Source organism: Streptomyces sp. NPDC051105, assembly GCF_040682795.1.
Lineage (GTDB): Bacteria > Actinomycetota > Actinomycetes > Streptomycetales > Streptomycetaceae > Streptomyces.
The window spans coordinates 388,081-404,208 of sequence record NZ_JBFBBR010000007.1 but is presented as its reverse complement, the minus strand read 5'-3'; the positions used below and the strand labels follow the sequence as shown (position 1 = coordinate 404,208).

Annotated in this window: 10 protein-coding genes; 6 read left to right on the top strand and 4 right to left on the bottom strand. The window is 72.0% G+C overall.

Translation table 11 applies throughout. The features are described 5' to 3' along the window. Positions 1-139: 139 nt before the first annotated feature. On the bottom strand, positions 140-3,076 hold the full coding sequence (locus AB0N16_RS20305) for a glycoside hydrolase family 48 protein (protein ID WP_365798494.1): 2,937 nt from the start codon (positions 3,074-3,076) through the stop codon (positions 140-142). A 261-nt stretch (positions 3,077-3,337) separates the two neighbouring features. On the opposite strand from AB0N16_RS20305, the gene AB0N16_RS20300 reads away from it, so the two are divergent. Continuing rightward, positions 3,338-4,813: a cellulose binding domain-containing protein gene (locus AB0N16_RS20300; RefSeq protein ID WP_365798492.1), complete on the top strand. Its 1,476-nt coding sequence runs from the start codon at positions 3,338-3,340 to the stop codon at positions 4,811-4,813. A 32-nt stretch (positions 4,814-4,845) separates the two neighbouring features. Continuing rightward, a complete protein-coding gene (locus AB0N16_RS20295) occupies positions 4,846-6,567 on the top strand; it encodes a glycoside hydrolase family 6 protein (protein WP_365798490.1) in 1,722 nt (573 codons plus the stop codon). A gap of 21 nt (positions 6,568-6,588) precedes the next feature. Here AB0N16_RS20295 and AB0N16_RS20290 read toward each other — a convergent pair whose 3' ends face one another. After that, on the bottom strand, positions 6,589-7,368 hold the full coding sequence (locus AB0N16_RS20290) for a phytanoyl-CoA dioxygenase family protein (protein ID WP_365798488.1): 780 nt from the start codon (positions 7,366-7,368) through the stop codon (positions 6,589-6,591). Positions 7,369-7,491: 123 nt separating this feature from the next. Between AB0N16_RS20290 and AB0N16_RS20285 the strand changes: the two genes are divergently transcribed. Then, entirely contained in the window at positions 7,492-8,379 is an 888-nt protein-coding gene (locus AB0N16_RS20285; protein WP_365798486.1) for a methyltransferase, read from the top strand. 160 nt (positions 8,380-8,539) lie between these two features. Here AB0N16_RS20285 and AB0N16_RS20280 read toward each other — a convergent pair whose 3' ends face one another. Then, positions 8,540-9,820, bottom strand: coding sequence for a glycosyltransferase family 39 protein (locus tag AB0N16_RS20280; protein ID WP_365798484.1), 1,281 nt, complete (start codon positions 9,818-9,820; stop codon positions 8,540-8,542). A gap of 286 nt (positions 9,821-10,106) precedes the next feature. Between AB0N16_RS20280 and AB0N16_RS20275 the strand changes: the two genes are divergently transcribed. Together AB0N16_RS20275 and AB0N16_RS20270 are read left to right on the top strand one after the other, a co-directional pair. Beyond that, positions 10,107-13,523: a hypothetical protein gene (locus tag AB0N16_RS20275; protein WP_365798483.1), complete on the top strand. Its 3,417-nt coding sequence runs from the start codon at positions 10,107-10,109 to the stop codon at positions 13,521-13,523. A gap of 57 nt (positions 13,524-13,580) precedes the next feature. Then, positions 13,581-14,282, top strand: a complete 702-nt coding sequence (locus AB0N16_RS20270) for an SDR family oxidoreductase (RefSeq protein ID WP_365798481.1) — start codon at positions 13,581-13,583, stop codon at positions 14,280-14,282. A 53-nt stretch (positions 14,283-14,335) separates the two neighbouring features. On the opposite strand, the gene AB0N16_RS20265 is transcribed toward AB0N16_RS20270, so the two are convergent. After that, the gene (locus tag AB0N16_RS20265; RefSeq protein ID WP_365798479.1) at positions 14,336-15,031 is read right to left on the bottom strand and encodes a glycoside hydrolase family 75 protein; all 696 of its coding nucleotides are present in this window, start codon (positions 15,029-15,031) and stop codon (positions 14,336-14,338) included. 227 nt (positions 15,032-15,258) lie between these two features. On the opposite strand from AB0N16_RS20265, the gene AB0N16_RS20260 reads away from it, so the two are divergent. After that, on the top strand, positions 15,259-15,870 hold the full coding sequence (locus AB0N16_RS20260) for a hypothetical protein (protein WP_365798477.1): 612 nt from the start codon (positions 15,259-15,261) through the stop codon (positions 15,868-15,870). Positions 15,871-16,128 lie beyond the last annotated feature (258 nt).

Sequence of the window (16,128 nt, the reverse complement as noted above, 5' to 3'; positions counted from 1 at the left end):
ACGGTGTGACAGTTGCCGGGCGTCCCCCAGTGCGGGTGGGGGACGCCCGGCCGACCTGGCTGTCGCGCCCCGAAGGGGCGCGGGGAACTGCGCGACCAGCCACGACGAAACCCGCAGCCGACCACCGCATTCACCGGGACTACTCAAGAAGCTCCGCGTACGACCCCATCGCCAGCGCGATGTCCGCCTGAGCCCAGAACCGGTGATAGGTGAACGAGGGTGCGGCCCCGCCCGCCAGATAGCTCTCGATCTTCGACCACGCCGGGTCGTCCTGGTAGAAGGACCGCAGCGAGGCGAACGTCGACGACGAGTTGACCGCGTCGCCGTTCGGCATCTTCCCGGACCACCCGCTCGGCACGTACACGCTGTCGCCGAAGCGGCTGTAGTCGGCCCGCGTCTCCGGTACCGCGATCCCCAGGCTGTCCTGGTAGTGGGCCCACATGCCGTCGAGCAACGCCTTGGCCGTCGACTTCGCCGTCGCGTTGCCGGACTTGGCGGCGTAGTACGTCAACGTCTTGGCGTACGCGGCCGCCACGCCCACGTCGTTCGTGTAGTCGGCGACGGTGACGTGAAGTCCGCTGTTGCTGCCGGGACTTGAGGCGTTCCAGGTGTCGGGCTGGCCGGACCACTGGAGCGTCGAGGGGATCTGGTAGGTGCCGTCCGGGTTGATCGTGGTCTTGGACAGCGCCCACGCCACCCACTTGTCGAGGACCGCCTTGGCCGTGGCGTTCCCGGTCTGCTGGTAGTACTCGGCCACCCGTTCCATCGACCAGGCCTGGAAGCCGAACCACTGGTTGGAGGGCGGGTCGTGGTAGACCGGCTCCCAGTCGTAGTACATGCCGTAGAACGTCGACGTACCGGCCGGCGGACTCGCGTACCTGCCCTGCCAGCTGTTCGTCGCACCGCCCGCGATGGCGCCCTCGGAGGACTGCAGCCAGCGGTAGAACTCCAGCTGCCGGGTGAGGGACGTGCTCCAGTCCGCCGCGCCGGTCGCCGACTTGGGCTTCAGGTCGGCATACGAGCTGAGCGCGTACGCGGCCAGCGGGTTCTGGTAGCCGCCGTGCACATGGCTGGACCCGATGCGCCACGCCCAACCCGCGCTGGTGTCGGTCGCGCCGCCCCACGCGTAGTACCAGGACAGCAGATAGTCCGAGGCGTCCTTGCCGGTGCCGGCCGCGCAGGTCGACGGGCCGACGCAGTTGCCGATCTTCTTGAAGTACTTGTCGTACATGGCGTAGCGCAGATAGTCGCCCATCTTCGCCGCCTTGCCGACGGTGGCGGAGACATCGGCGCCCTTGCCCTGGGCCTTCGCCCACACGTCCGCCCAGTACGCGGCCTGCACCGCACGCGCGTCGGCGTCCGGGGCGTCCGTGTACTTCCACTGCTTGGCGTAGGACGAGTCACCGGTGAACAGGTCCAGGTACCCGTTCGTGCCACCGTACTTGAAGGCGTCGCAGGTCGGCTGCGGGACCGTCTCCCACACCGACTCCTGTGCCCCGCGCTGGAAGGTGTTGATGTACGACGGCCCGTCGGCCGTCGGGCCGGCCTCGCAGCCGCCGCCCGGAGTGTCGCCGTAGCCGTAGACGTTGTCGACGTCCTGCAGCCAGTGCATGCCGTAGACGTCGTCCGTGCCGTACGCGGTCTTCAGTTCGGCCGCGATCGGGTCCGAACCCACCGGCACCGAGGTGTCCAGCTTCGCCGGGTACTCGTTCGGCGTGTCCAGCTCCGGCGCGTAGGTGGCCGGCTTGGACGCGTTGTAGAAGGAGTTCGTCGGCTGGTCGGCGTGGGTCGGGATCATGTACTTCTCCATGAGGGCCCACGCGCCGTTGAACTTGGACCAGTCACCGGTGACCTTGCCGTACATGGCCTGCAGCCAGAGAAGGTAACTGTAGGCCTCCGACGTGGTCTCATGCCCCTGGTCCGGCGCCTCGACGATCAGCGTCTCGACCGAGTGGTACGGGATGCCCTCGGGGGAGAAGTAGCCGTTCGCCGGGTTGGTGATCTTCCCGTAGAGGTCCAGGAAGCGCGCGTCGTACGCCTTCGACGCGGCCAGCTCCGTCACCGTGACCGTGGCGCCGGCGTAGCCGGTCGCGGACGCGGTGAAGGTCGCCGTGCCGGTGCCGGCCGAGTCCGCGGCGACGGTCACGTTCTGCGCGGTGCTCCAGTTGGACGGGGTGAAGGTCAGCGACGATCCGGCGCTCACCGACAGCCCGGTGTTCCCGGCCGTGCGGGCCACCGACACCGTCACGTTGGCGGTCGGCTGCTTCGACAGGCGCACCCCGAAGGTGCCGGTCGCGCCCTGCTGGATGCCCAGCTGGGTGGGCGAGGCGACCACGGCGGGACCGGAGGCGACCGTGATGCCGACCGGGGTCGAGGACGCGGACGCGCCCAGGCTGTCGTACGCCTTCGCCACCAGCGAATGGCCGCCCACGGCCAGACCGGTGGCCGAGAGCGAGTACGGCGACGAGGTGTCCGTGCCCAGCAGTGTGGTGTCGTCGTAGAACTCGATCTTGCTGATCGTCGCGCCGTCGGCCGCCGCCGCGGTCGCCGCCAGCGGTACCGCGTCGCCCTGCGTGTAGACCGCGCCCGCGCTCGGGCTGGTCAGCACGGTGACCGGCGGCTGGTGCGCGCCGGCGCAGGTCGTGCCGTTGACAGCGAAGCCGGTGGGCGCCGCGTTGCTGCCGGTGTACGAGAACTGGGCGCCCGTCGACACCGCCGCGCCCGCCGCGATCGTGCCGTTGTACGACGCGTTCTGCACGGTGACCGACGTGCCGGACTGGGACCAGGTGCCGTTCCAGCCGTTCGTCAGCTTCTGGTTGCCCGTGTACGCGTACGTCAGCGTCCAGCCGTTGATCGCGTCGGTACCGCGGTTGGTGAGGGTCAGGTCGGCGGTGAAGCCGGTGCCCCAGTCGTTGGTCTTGTAGTCGACGCTGCACTGGACCGTCGCCGCGTGGGCGGGAGTCGTTCCGGTGGCGAGCATCGACAGCGGCAGGGCGAGGGCGGCGACGGCCGCCGTCCACAACCGTCGTACCGCTCTGCGTCTCCGCCCGGGGTGCGGGGGGTGGGTGGGATGCATGTGCTGGTTCCTCCTTGCGCTTGCGGCTCGGGAAGAAGTCAAGGCTTGAACCAGTGGGAGCGCTCCCATAGTGGAGACGTGGCATGGTTCGGTCAAGGCGGTTGAAGAGTCGAAAAGATTCGACGGACGCCGCTGAGGAAAAGTCAAGCAACTCCTCTGTTCTTTGCTGTCACTCGGCGCTACCTTCCTTCGCACCAGTGGGAGCGATTCCGTTCAGTCGACGCGTCCGTCACGACGTGCCCGAGCTGCAAGGAGTCGCTCATGCGACACCCCCCGCGTTCAGTTCTTTTAGCCGTCGCCGGTGCGGTCGCCCTCATAGGGTCCGCGCTGGTGCCGGTGGTGTCGGCGTCCGGAGCAACGCCGGCGTGCACGGTGCAGTACGCGGTCACCAGCCAGTGGGACACCGGCTTCCAGGCCTCCGTGACCCTCACCAACAACATGGCCGCCATGAGCGGGTGGAGCCTCGGCTTCGACTTCGCCAACGGCCAGAAGGTCACCCAGGGCTGGAGCGCCAAGTGGTCCCAGTCCGGTACGACGGTCACCGCCACGAACGAGAGCTGGAACGGCCCGCTCGCCAGCGGCGCCAGTGTCAGCGCCGGATTCCTCGGCTCCTGGTCGGGGAGCAACGCCGTGCCGACGGCGTTCAGGCTCAACGGCACCACGTGCAACGTCGATTCGGAGCCCACTCCGACCCCGACGCCGACCGGGCCGCCCGGCACCGGCACGGCGCCCGCCCTGCATGTCTCCGGCGCCAAGCTCGTGGACGCCGGCGGCACGGCCCACCGTCTCCTCGGCGTGAACCGCTCCGGCGGCGAGTTCATGTGCGTGCAGGGCTACGGGATCTGGGACGGTCCGGTGGACGACGCGGCGATCAAGGCGATCGCGGACTGGAAGGCCAACGCCGTCCGCATCCCGCTCAACGAGGAGTGCTGGCTGGGCCTGTCCAACGTCAAGCCCGAGTACCGCGGCGCCCCTTACATCAACGCGGTCAAGGACCTGGTGGCCCGCGTCGAGTCGTTCGGCATGACGCCGATCCTCGATCTGCACTGGTCCTACGGGCAGTACACCGGTAACTCCGCGGGCTGCTCCGACGTGCACGCCACCTGCCAGAAGCCGATGCCGGACGCCCAGTACACCCCGTCCTTCTGGTCCTCGGTGGCCGGCACCTTCAAGGACGACCCGGCTGCCGTGTTCGACCTGTTCAACGAGCCGTACCCGGACCGGGCGACCTCCACCACCACCCAGGCCTGGCAGTGCTGGCGGGACGGCGGCACCTGCCCGGGCATCGGGTACGAGGTCGCCGGCATGCAGGATCTGGTGGACGGCATCCGGTCGGCGGGCGCCAAGAACGTGATCATGATCGGCGGGCTCGCGTACTCCAACGACCTCGGCCAGTGGCTGGCGTACCGGCCCACCGACCCGGCCGGCAATCTCGTCGCCGCCTACCACGTCTACAACTTCAACACCTGCGCCAGTGAGAGCTGCTGGAACTCCACCCTCGCCCCGGTCGCGGCCCAGGTGCCGCTGGTCGCCGGGGAGATCGGCGAGAACACCTGCTCGCACGGCTTCGTCGACCAGGTCATGAAGTGGTTCGACGACCGCGGCCTGTCCTATCTGGGCTGGACCTGGAACACCTGGGACTGCTCCTCAGGCCCGTCCCTGATCTCCGACTACAGCGGCACGCCGACGGCGTACGGCGCCGGGCTGCGCGACCACCTCCAGGCCATCAATCCCTAGCCCACCCACCGAAGAAGAAGGAACCCGCACTCATGAGTCGTACCAGAACAGCGGTACTCGCCGCCCTGGCGCTCGTCGCCGGGGTGTCCGGGCCGGCGGTCGCCGTGACCCCCTCCTCGGAGGCGGCGATCGCCGCGATCCCCTGCACCGTCGACTACAAGATCCAGAACGACTGGGGCGCCGGCTTCACCGCCGCCGTCACCGTCACCAACAACTCGGCGGCGAAGTCGAGTTGGGCGGTGAAGTGGTCGTACGCCGGGAACCAGAAGGTGACCAGCTTCTGGAACAGCAAGATCACCCAGAGCGGCACGGCCGTCACCGCGGCCAACGAGACCTACAACGGCACGCTGGCCACCGGCGGTTCGGTGAGCTTCGGCTTCAACGGGTCCTACAGCGGCACCAACGCGCTCCCGACCGCCTTCACCCTCGACGGCGTCACCTGCAACGTCGACGACGGCAGCGGGGGAGGCGGAGGCGGGGGCAACGGGGGCGGCTCCGGGACCCGCGTCGACAACCCCTACACCGGCGCCAAGGTGTACGTGAACCCCGAGTGGTCGGCGAAGGCCGCCGCCGAGACTGGTGGCAGCCGGATCTCCAACCAGCCCACCGGCGTCTGGCTGGACCGCATCGCCGCCATCGCGGGCGTGAACGGGGGCATGGGTCTGCGCGCCCACCTGGACGCCGCCCTCGCCCAGAAGGGCAGCGGCGAGGAGGTCGTCCAGCTGGTCGTCTACGATCTGCCAGGACGGGACTGCGCAGCCCTCGCCTCCAACGGCGAACTCGGCCCGACGGAGATCGACAAGTACAAGACGCAGTTCATCGACCCGATCGCGACGATCCTCGCCGACCCCAAGTACGCCTCGCTGCGGATCGTCACCACCATCGAGATCGACTCGCTGCCCAACCTGGTCACCAACACCGGCAGCCGGGCCACCGCCACGCCCAACTGCGACACCATGCTCGCCAACGGCAACTACGTGAAGGGCGTCGGCTACGCGCTCGCCAAGCTCGGCGCGATCCCGAACGTCTACAACTACCTCGACGCCGGCCACCACGGCTGGCTCGGCTGGGACGACAACTTCGCCCCGGCGGCCACCCTGTTCAAGCAGGCGGCCACCAGCGAGGGCGCGACCGTCGACGACGTGGCCGGCTTCATCACCAACACGGCCAACTACAGCGCCCTGAAGGAGAACAACTTCACCATCAACGACACGGTGAACGGCACCTCCGTCCGCCAGTCCAAGTGGGTCGACTGGAACCGCTACGTCGACGAGCTGTCCTTCGCCCAGGCCTTCCGCACCCAGCTGGTCTCGGTCGGCTTCAACTCCGGCATCGGCATGCTGATCGACACCTCCCGCAACGGCTGGGGCGGCAGCGCCCGCCCGACCGGCCCCGGCGCGACGACCAGCGTGGACACCTACGTGGACGGCGGCCGCTACGACCGCCGGATCCACGTCGGCAACTGGTGCAACCAGTCCGGAGCCGGCCTCGGCGAACGCCCGCAGGCCAGCCCGGCCACCGGGATCGACGCCTATGTCTGGATGAAGCCCCCGGGCGAGTCCGACGGCTCCAGCACCGCCATCCCGAACGACGAGGGCAAGGGCTTCGACCGGATGTGCGACCCGACGTACACGGGCAACGCCCGCAACGGCAACAGCATGTCCGGCGCCCTGCCGAACGCGCCGCTGTCCGGGCACTGGTTCTCCGCCCAGTTCCAGCAGCTGATGGCGAACGCCTACCCGCCGCTGTCGTAGGACGGTGACCGTCCGCCGGGGTCAGCCCTCCGCAGAGTCCAGGGCCAGACCCCGGCGGACCGCACGTTCGACCGGCGAGTAGTTCCCGTCGGGGCGGTCCAGCTCCAGGGGCGCGTTGAGGTACAGGGGCGGCTGGGCCAGGAAGCGCGGACGGGTGCCGTGGTTCGGCTGGGCGGCATGGACCAGGAAGGGGTGGCACAGGTAGACGTCGCCCGGCCGGCCGGTGGCGAGGGCCACCGGGCGGTGCGCGGAGGCCGCCGCCACCCGCGGGCCGAGCTCGCCCAGCGTGGCACCCTCCGCGCCGTACGGCTCCAGGATGCGGGGCACGTCCAGGTGCGAGCCGACCCGGACGCGGGTCGGTGCGTCCGCCTCGGTCACCTCGCTGAACAGGAACAGCATCAGCAGGGCGCGCTCCCTGGACCACAGGTTGGCGTACCAGTAAGTGGCGCCCTCCGGCATGAAGCTCGTGTCGATGTGCCAGCCCGCGTCGTCCGGCTCCTCCCGGTGCGGGAACCGCAGGGGGAAGGCACCCAGCGAGTAGCGCGGGTCCCAGCGCCGCTCACCGACCAGCAGGTCGAACGCCCGGTGCAGCGCAGGGGAGTTGGGGGCGGCGGCGAAGGGGCCGTCGGCCAGGCCGGCCACCCAGACCACCGGGTCCTTCCAGGTGGCCGGGTCCTCGGGGTCGTACCCCGTCTCCTGCCACAGCCGCCGGGCGCAGCCCTCGGCGACGCGGGGTGCGACGGCCCCCTCGAGCTTCACGAAGCCGTCGGTCAGGAAACGCTCCACCAGCTCGTCGTCCATTCGCCCATCGTGGCCCGCCGGTCTTGCCATCCGCATCCTCTTTTTTGCCGCCCCGGCAACAGGACTGGCCTCCGGGTGGTGCGTCGGCGCACCCTGGCCGCACCCGGACGAGAGGCTGCTCCCATGGCGCACGATCACCACCACCAGCACACCGACACCCACGCGCACACCGACATCGACTGGGCCGAGATGGCCCCGCACCTGGAGTCGCAGGCCGAGCTGTTCGCCCCGCTCTACGAGAACGCCCTGGGCTGGCTCGGCAAGGAGGTCACCGAGCCGGGGCTGATCGTCGACGCGGGCAGCGGGCCCGGTGTGGTGTCGTGTCTGTTCGCCGAGGCATTCCCGGGCGCCCGGGTGCTGGCCGTGGACGGCAGCGAACCGCTCCTCGACCGCGCCCGGGCCCGCGCCGAGCGGCTGGGTGTGGGGGACCGGTTCGGCGTCCTCGCCGGTGAACTCCCGGGCGTCCTGGACAAGCTGGACTACCCGGCGGACCTCCTGTGGGCCGGGCACAGCCTGCACCACCTCGGCGACCAGCGGGCCGCGCTCACCGCCTTCGGCGAGCGGCTGGCCCCCGGTGGCACCCTGGCCATCCTCGAAGGCGGCCTGCCAAGCCGCTTCCTGCCCCGTGACATCGGCATCGGCCGGGCCGGGCTCCAGGCACGGCTGGACGCGCTGCAGGAGGAGTGGTTCGCGCGGATGCGCACCGACCTGCCCGGAGCCGTCGCCGAGGCCGAGGACTGGCCCGCGCTGCTCAGCTCCGCCGGACTCAAGTACGCCCGCAGCCGCAGCTTCCTCATCGACCTGCCCGCCCCGGCCTCCGACCGGGCCCGCGCCTACGTGACCGAGATCCTCTCCCGGCTGCGCGACACCGTGGGCGAGGGGCTGGACGCCGACGACCGCACCACCCTGGACCGCCTCCTCGATCCGGCCGACCCGGCGAGCGTGCACCGCAGGGCCGACGTGTTCGTCCTCGGCGCCCGGACGGTGCACACCGCCGTACGGCCCGTCTAGTGCTGTGACCGGAAAGCTTCACCGGCTCGCGACGCCCGGCACGGCACCTCGCCGCGTTGTCGCACCAACCGAGTACATCCCGTACGCGGGTGATGCTCCGCCCTGCGACGCACCGCACCGGACGCCGCGAGCTTCCCGGCAAACCTTCCCGGTCACAGCACTAGCAGCCGCGCGCGTACACGCTCACCCGTGCTCCCCGCACCGCCCGTGTCCCGCACTCCTCGAACCGCTCGGCGAGCGTCCTGCGCTTCATGACCTCCCCGGGCGCGGTGTCCGGCGGCTGTCCCACCGGATCCCGCAGTACGACGACCCGGTGCGCGGTGAGCAGCCGGGCCCGGATCACGGACGGGCCGGCCTCCGTGCCGTACAGCGTTCCGGAGGCCGCGGGGGCGCGGTCCAGGGCGAGGTCGCGCAGTCCCCGCACGGTGTCCGGGTCGGCGAGCGACCAGACCCGGCGGCGGGCGGGCAGATAGAGGATCCCGTCGGCGCCCGCGCCCGCCGTACGCACGGCCGCGCCGATGGCGGTGACGTCGTCCAGGCGGCTGCCCGGGGTGCGCAGGTACGTGGTGACGGGGAGCAGTGCGGCGACGGCCGCGCCCGCGGCGAGCAGCGCGCCCGCCCGGCGCGGACCGCCGGCCCGGATCAGCCGGTCCAGGGCGGCACCGGCCAGCAGCGCGGTGCCCGCCTGTCCGTAGAGGACGTACCGGTCGACGTACAACGGCTTGGCCGGCGACATCAGCATCAGCAGCCCGGCGGGCAGCACGGTGAGCGGCAGGGCCAGCCGGACCAGAGGCCTCGGCAGCACCGTCGCGCAGGCGCAGCCGAGCAGCGCGACCCCGCCGAAGCCCAGCAGCGCCCCGGCCCCGAGCCCGCCGATCCACGCCACCTGCGCCGACTGCCGCATGCTCAGGACGGCGAGGGGCGCCAGCGCGGCGACGACCGCGCCGGCCACCCTCAGCCATGCACGCCGGGCCTCGCGGGGTACGGCCACGGCGTGCGCGGCGAGTGCCAGTACCGCGAACTCGTGCAGCAGACAGGCGGTCAGCAGCACCGCGCCGTAGCCGGCCCAGGCCCGGGCGGTGCCGGCGTCCACCGCCCGTACCAGCAGACACGTCGCCCAGACGACGAGAGCGCAGACCAGCGCGTACGACCTCCCCTCCTGCGCATAGCGCTGGACCGGCGGCAGCACCGCGAACACCAGCCCGGCGAGCAGCCCCGCGCGCGGGCCCGCGTACCGGGCGCCGAGCAGGGCGAGCAGGCCGGCCGTGACGGCGACGGCCAGCACGGAGGGCAGCCGCAGCACGAGCAGCGGGTCGGCCCCGGGGAGGAGCCGGAACAGGGCGTGGACGAGGAGGTAGTAGAGGCCGTGCACGGCGTCGGCTCGCTCCAACGTGCGCGCCAGATCCGGGAGTGCGCGTCGGGACAGGTCGTAGCTGACCACCTCGTCCCGCCACAGGGCGCCGTCGCGTCTGATCCCCCACAGACCGAGGGCGAGGGAGAGGACGACCGGGGCGAGAGCGGGTACGGGTCGGTGCCGTGCCCGGGCCGGAACGGACGGGGGCGCGGTGCGGTCGGCGTGCAGGGTGGCGATGGCGGGCTCCGGTGCAGGTCGGGGGCTTGTGCACCGGCGAGTTCAGCGGCCGGCGGCTTGATGGGCAGCCCCGAACCGGCTCTCCTGTCAATTCCGGTTAGGTTGGGGAGAGTTGCTGTCGACGGGGGAGACGTGGATGGGGCGCCGGGAGAAACCGCTGGATCCCGCGGCGGGGGCGGTGGAGCGGTTCGCTTTCGAGCTGCGCAAGCTGCGGGACGAGGCGGGTACGCCGACCTACCGGGCGATGGGGCTGCGGGCCGGTTACTCGGGGCCCACGCTCTCGGCGGCGGCCGCCGGGGCGCGGCTGCCCACACTCGCCGTGGTCACGGCCTACGTCGTCGCGTGTGGCGGCGACCCCGAGGAGTGGGAGCGGCGCTGGCGGACGGCCGCCGCCGAGGCCGCAGGCACCCGGCTCGCCGAGGACGACGAGCCCTGTCCCTATCCGGGCCTCGCCCGGTTCGAGGCCGGTGACCGGGACCACTTCCACGGTCGCGGCGAACTGATCGCCGAACTGGTCGCGCACACCCGTCGCAGCCGTGTCGGGGCGGTGGTCGGCGCCTCGGGCAGCGGCAAGTCGTCCCTTCTGCGGGCCGGGCTCGTCCCCGCCCTGCGGGAGGACGGGGACCCGGAGCGGCGCCCCGCCGTCATCCGGATCCTCACCCCGGGCGCCCACCCCGCCCGCACCCACCCGGCACTCCTCACCCCGCACGACGCCCCCGGAGACACCCTGCTCGTCGTCGACCAGTTCGAGGAGGTCTTCGCGCTCTGTGCCGACCCGGCCGAACGCGAGCTGTTCATCGGCCGGTTGCTGCGGCCGGACCCCCGGCTGCGCGTACTGCTCGCCGTGCGCGCCGACTTCTACCGGCACTGCGCCGAACATCCCCGGCTCGCCGAGGCGTTGCGGGACTCCACCCTGCTCGTCGGCCCGTTGGCGCCGCAGCGGCTCCGGGAGGCGGTGGTCCGGCCCGCGGCAGCCCGGCAGCACATCGTCGAACGTGCCCTGACCGCCCGGATCGTCGCCGACGTCGCCGGTCAACCCGGCGGACTGCCGCTCATGGCCCACGCCCTGCGCGAGGTCTGGCGACGGCGCTCCGCCAAGACCCTGACCCTCGCCGCCTACGAGGCGGTCGGCGGCGTCCGGGGCGCCGTCGCCCACACCGCCGAGGAACTCCACGCCCGCTGCACCCCCGCCGAGGCGGCGGCCGTCCGCGCCCTGCTGCTGCGCCTGGTCACCCCGGGCGACGGCACCGGCGACACCCGGCGCCCGGCACAGCGCGCCGAACTCGGCACCGACCCCACCACCGCCCATGTCCTCGAACGCCTGGTCAAGGCACGCCTGTTGACCGTCGACGGCGACACGGTCGACCTCGCCCACGAGGCCCTGCTCGGCGCCTGGCCCCGGCTGCGCGGCTGGATCGACGCCGACCGCGAACGCCTGCGTGCCCACCGCCGGCTCACCGAGGCGGCGGCCGCCTGGGTCGGGCTGGAGCGGGACGCGGGGGCGCTGTACCGGGGCGCGCGCCTGACCGAGGCGCGGGAGGCCTTCGCCGAAGAAGGGTCCTACCAGGGGGAGTTGAGCCTGCTTGAGCAGGAGTTCCTGACGGCGAGCGTAGAGTCGTACGAACGCGGGCACCGGGCCTCCGTGCGGGCCGGGCGCCGGCTGCGGGCGCTGACCGGTGCGCTCGCCGTCCTGCTGTGTCTGGCCCTGGCCGCGGGCGCCGTCGCCTGGCGGCAGAGCGGGGTCAGCGCGCGGCAGCGGGACCAGGCCGAGGCCCGCCGGGTGGCCGCCCTCGCCGACGGCCTGCGTACCGCCGAACCGCGCACCGCGATGCGCCTCGCCCTGGCCGCCTGGCGTACCGCCGACCTGCCGGAGACCCGGCAGGCGCTGCGGACGGCGGCCGCGCAGAGCGAACAGGACCTGTTCGTCCAGCCCGAGGAGGGCGGCCGGGCCCTGAACGCACCCGTGTGGCTCAGCACGGACGGGCGGATCCTGACGGCGGTGGCGCACGACCGGGCCGTGCAGTGGGACGTCCGCTCCCACCGGCGCATCCACTCCCTCAGCCGACCCGGCCTGTCCGACGGGGTGATCGCGGTCAGCGACGACGGCCGGCTGATCGCTTCCCGGGCGCCCGGCGGCACCGGCACGGTGATCCGCTCGCTCGCCGACGGCCGCCCCCGGCGGCTGGCGACCGGCCCCTGGCAGGACGCCGACGGGACGTTCGGGCCGAACGGACACACCTTCCTTGTACGACGCCTCGCCCACGACTCGGGAAGCGACCGGGCGACCCTGGACCTGTGGGACGCGGACGACGCCCATGACACCGCCGGCACCGACGACACCGATCGGCAACGCCCGCTCCACCGGTACGCCCACGGCGAGGACGACGGCCCGCTGCCCCTGCCGAGTCCGGACGAGCGGTACCTCGCCTGGTGCGGTCAGGACGGCACCCGGCTGCGTGTCCTCGACCTCGTGGCGGGGCGCCTGCTGTCCGCCCGGCCGCCCCGGTCAACCGAGAAGCTGCTCTGCCAGGGGCAGGAGGTCCTCTTCACCCCGGACGGTCACGCCGTCGCGGCCGCCACCCGAGTGGGCGTGGTGACCTGGGACTTCCGCACCGGCCGGGAACGCCCCCGGCTGCCGCTCGCCGGCGGCGCGAACACCGTCGTCTTCCACGGCGCCTACGCCCTGACCTGGACCCCGGGCTCCCTCGCCCTGTGGCGCACGGACCTCCCGGCCCCCGCCGCCGGCGGCCCGCGCACGCCCCTGCTCACCTATCCGGTGGCCGGCTCGGCCGTCGGCGGGCTCCGGCTGAACCCGTCGGCGGGCGTCCTGCGCTATCTGCAGGACGGCAGGACCAGCGCCGTGCACACCGTCTCCCTGCACGGGCTGACGGGCTCGGCCTGGCGGCGGAAGGCGGCGGTCCGGGCTGCGTTCGACACGCGCGGCAGGCCCGTAGCGGCCGCCGCCCCGCCGGTCGTGAACCGGGAGCACACCGTCGCCGCCGACCCCACCGGCCGCACCGCGCTGACCTACGACGGCGGGCTCGTGGACGTCACGACCGGCAGGCGGCGAACGGGCGGAGTGACGGGGGAGGACCTGCTGCGCACCGCAGCGTTCAGCCCCGACGCCCGCTATCTGGCCGCCGAGGATCTGGTCGGCAGGGTCACCCTGTGGGACGCGCACACCTGGCGCAGGCTCGCGGTGCTCAGAGCGGCCGGTGCCACCGTGGTCCCGTCGGCCCTGGCGTTCTCCGCCGACGGGACACTGCTCGCGGCGAGCACCGCCGACGGTTTCGCACAGGTGTGGGAGACGGCCCGCACCCGGCTGGACCCGGCGACCGTGCCGGCCGGTGACGGACCGGTCCTCGCCCTCGGATTCACCCCGGACGCGCGGGAGTTGCACATCGCCACGCCTCATCTCGCCGTCCGGAGCGTTCCGTTGCGGGCCGAGGAGAGTGCGAGCGAGCTGTGCGCCCGGGCGGACGGGGGTCCGACGCGGGCGCAGTGGCGGCGGTACCTGCCCTCCGTGCCGTACCGCCCCACCTGCGGTGGTTGACATCGAGAGCGCTCGAAGTGATGGACTCCGGTCGATCACCAACCACAGGGGGAAACCATGAACGACTCTCCGGTCGCGCTCATCACCGGTGGCGGCAGCGGTATCGGTGCCGCCGTCGGGCGCCAACTGCTGGACGCGGGCCACCGGGTGGCCGTCACCGGGCGGGGCGAGCAGCGGCTGCGCGCCTTCGCCAGTGAACTCGGCGACCCGGACGGCCTGTTGACCATCGTGGGTGACAGCGCCGAGTACGCCGACGTGCAGGCGGCGGTCGACAGCACGCTCAAGGCGTACGGCCGGCTCGACACCGTCGTCGCCAACGCCGGCTTCGCCACCCACGACACCGTCGCCGACGGCGACCCGGCGGGCTGGGCCCAGATGGTGCTCACCAACGTCCTCGGCCCCGCCCTGCTGATCCGCGCCGCCGTCGACGCACTGAAGGCGAGCCGGGGGCGGATCGTCCTGGTCGGCAGCGTCGCCGGGTTCGTGAACACGCCCGGCAACCTGTACGGCGCGACCAAGTGGGCGGTCACCGGGCTCGCGGAGAACACACGCCGCCAGGTCACCGAGTTCGGCATCGGCGTCACGCTGGTCGCGCCGGGCCGGGTGGAGACCCCGTTCTGGGACGCCAACGGCAGCCTGCCGCCCGGCCTTCTGCTGACCGCCGACCAGATCGCCGACTCGGTGGTGTGGGCGATCCGGCAGCCGGATGGCGTGGACGTCAACACCATCGTCGTACGGCCGCTGGGGCAGCCCAACTGACGTACCGGGACGGCCCGGTACCGTGCGGTACCGGGCCGCCCGCCCTCCCCGGTTCAGTTGCTGGCGAGGAACTGCTTCGCCAGCTGGTCGCCCAGGGACACCGCCGCGCTGTGGCTCTCGATGGGGGAGACAGTGGAGTTCTTGAACAATATGTAGGTGACGCCGGAGTCGGCACCGCCGGTCGCCGGGTCGGGGTCGATGCCGAGCGCCTTGGCGGTGGCGTACGACGCCTCGCCGATGATCTTCGTGGGGCCGGTGTCGCCGACCACCGCGTACTCGACCTTGTTGTTGTAGATGACGGCGACCACGCCGCCGCCCTTGATGCCGGCACTGGAGTAGTTCCAGATGCTGCTGGAGCTCGGCACCACGACGTACGGAAGCGACTCGGCCTTGAGCGGCTTGCCGTCGGACTGGTGGAACGCCGTGTCGTCCTGGTACCAGGGGTCGCGGTCCTCGTTGCAGTTGGTGGTGCGCTGGCCGTCGCAGTCGATGTCCATGTCGGACTTCCAGAACACCGCGCCGTTCTTGCCGCACACGGGGATCGTGGCCGAGGTCTCGTCGTCGGTCTTGTACTTGCCGCTGGAGATCTGGGAGCAGGAGGTCACCTTGGCGAGCAGGTTGGCCGCGCTGACCGAGCCCTCCTGGGCGGACTTCGGGACGGTGGTGCCGGACGCGCTCGCGGGGAGCACTCCGGCGGCCAGCAGTGCGGCCCCGGAGGCCGCGGCGAGGGTCAGTGTTCGGATGCGCACTGTGGGGGGCGCCCTTCTGTTAGGAAAGTTTCCTGACCGGGTGCCGTACAAGGTGGCCCCGCCTGCATGTCCGCGTCAACCCCTGGATGCGAACTCGGGGAATTGTCATGCATTGCGCCGATATGAAGCCCGGGGAACACTGGTGGGGCAGGACATTCCGAACATTTATGCAGGAGCCGTGCGGGGGTTGAGCAGTGGCTCCGGTGGCTCCTGGGAGGCGAGGGGTCATGTTCGTACGCACGGTGTACGCCACCGGTGATCCGGCGCAGATCGAGTCCGCCATCCGGGCGCTGAACAGCGAAGGGCGCAGTCTGCTGGAGGAACGTCCCGAGTACCGGGGCGCGGGCGTCTTCGTCGACCGGGATCTGGGCAAACTGCTCGCGGTGAGCTGGTGGGGCTCCGAGGAGGCCCGGCGCAACAGCGACCAGGTGATGCGCGAGCGGCGCGGGCCGATGCTGGAGCCGTTCGCGGGCACCGTCGCCGTCGAGAACTACGAGGTGGCCGTCTTCCATTCGGTGCAGCTGCCGAGGGTGGGCGGCGGGGTGCGGATGACCAGGGTGGAGTTCGACCCGGCCGACACGGACCTGTTCGTCGAGACGTTCCGGTCCTCGGGGGTGCCCCGCCTGGAGACCCTGCCCGGGTTCTCGCGATGTGCCCTGTTCGTAGACCGGCAGCGGGGCCGGGGCACGGTCGGTGTGCTGTTCGTCGACCGCGCCTCGATGGCCGCGTCCCGCGGCGCCCAGGCGGCCGCCCGGCGCCAGGACGTCGCCAAGGCCCATGTGACCGTGGTCGCCCTGGAGGAGTTCGAGGTCGTCCACGCGGACGTGCACTCCGACTGACGCGCCCCGCACGGGAGTCGGGGTGCGAGCCGGGGAACGCGAACGGCCGTCCCGCCGTGTGTGTTCACGGCGGGACGGCCGGTGTGCGACGGGCCGCCGCTCACTCCATGTCGGTTGCCCGGCCCATATGCGCTCGACCCACGGGCGCTCGATGCGTGTGCGCTCGACCCACGGGCGCTCGATGCGTGTGCGCTCGGCCCACGTGTGCTCGGCCCACGTGTGCTCGGCCCACGTGTGCTCGCCCCATGTGGGTTCGGC

Bases quoted from the DNA above. Each gene is read 5' to 3' on its own strand.
- AB0N16_RS20290 (WP_365798488.1), bottom strand. From the start codon at position 7,368: ATGGACGACGAGCTGGTGGAGCGTTTCCTGACCGACGGCTTCGTGAAG.
- AB0N16_RS20300 (WP_365798492.1), top strand. From the start codon at position 3,338: ATGCGACACCCCCCGCGTTCAGTTCTTTTAGCCGTCGCCGGTGCGGTC.
- AB0N16_RS20285 (WP_365798486.1), top strand. From the start codon at position 7,492: ATGGCGCACGATCACCACCACCAGCACACCGACACCCACGCGCACACC.
- AB0N16_RS20275 (WP_365798483.1), top strand. From the start codon at position 10,107: ATGGGGCGCCGGGAGAAACCGCTGGATCCCGCGGCGGGGGCGGTGGAG.
- AB0N16_RS20270 (WP_365798481.1), top strand. From the start codon at position 13,581: ATGAACGACTCTCCGGTCGCGCTCATCACCGGTGGCGGCAGCGGTATC.
- AB0N16_RS20260 (WP_365798477.1), top strand. From the start codon at position 15,259: ATGTTCGTACGCACGGTGTACGCCACCGGTGATCCGGCGCAGATCGAG.
- AB0N16_RS20295 (WP_365798490.1), top strand. From the start codon at position 4,846: ATGAGTCGTACCAGAACAGCGGTACTCGCCGCCCTGGCGCTCGTCGCC.
- AB0N16_RS20305 (WP_365798494.1), bottom strand. From the start codon at position 3,076: ATGCATCCCACCCACCCCCCGCACCCCGGGCGGAGACGCAGAGCGGTA.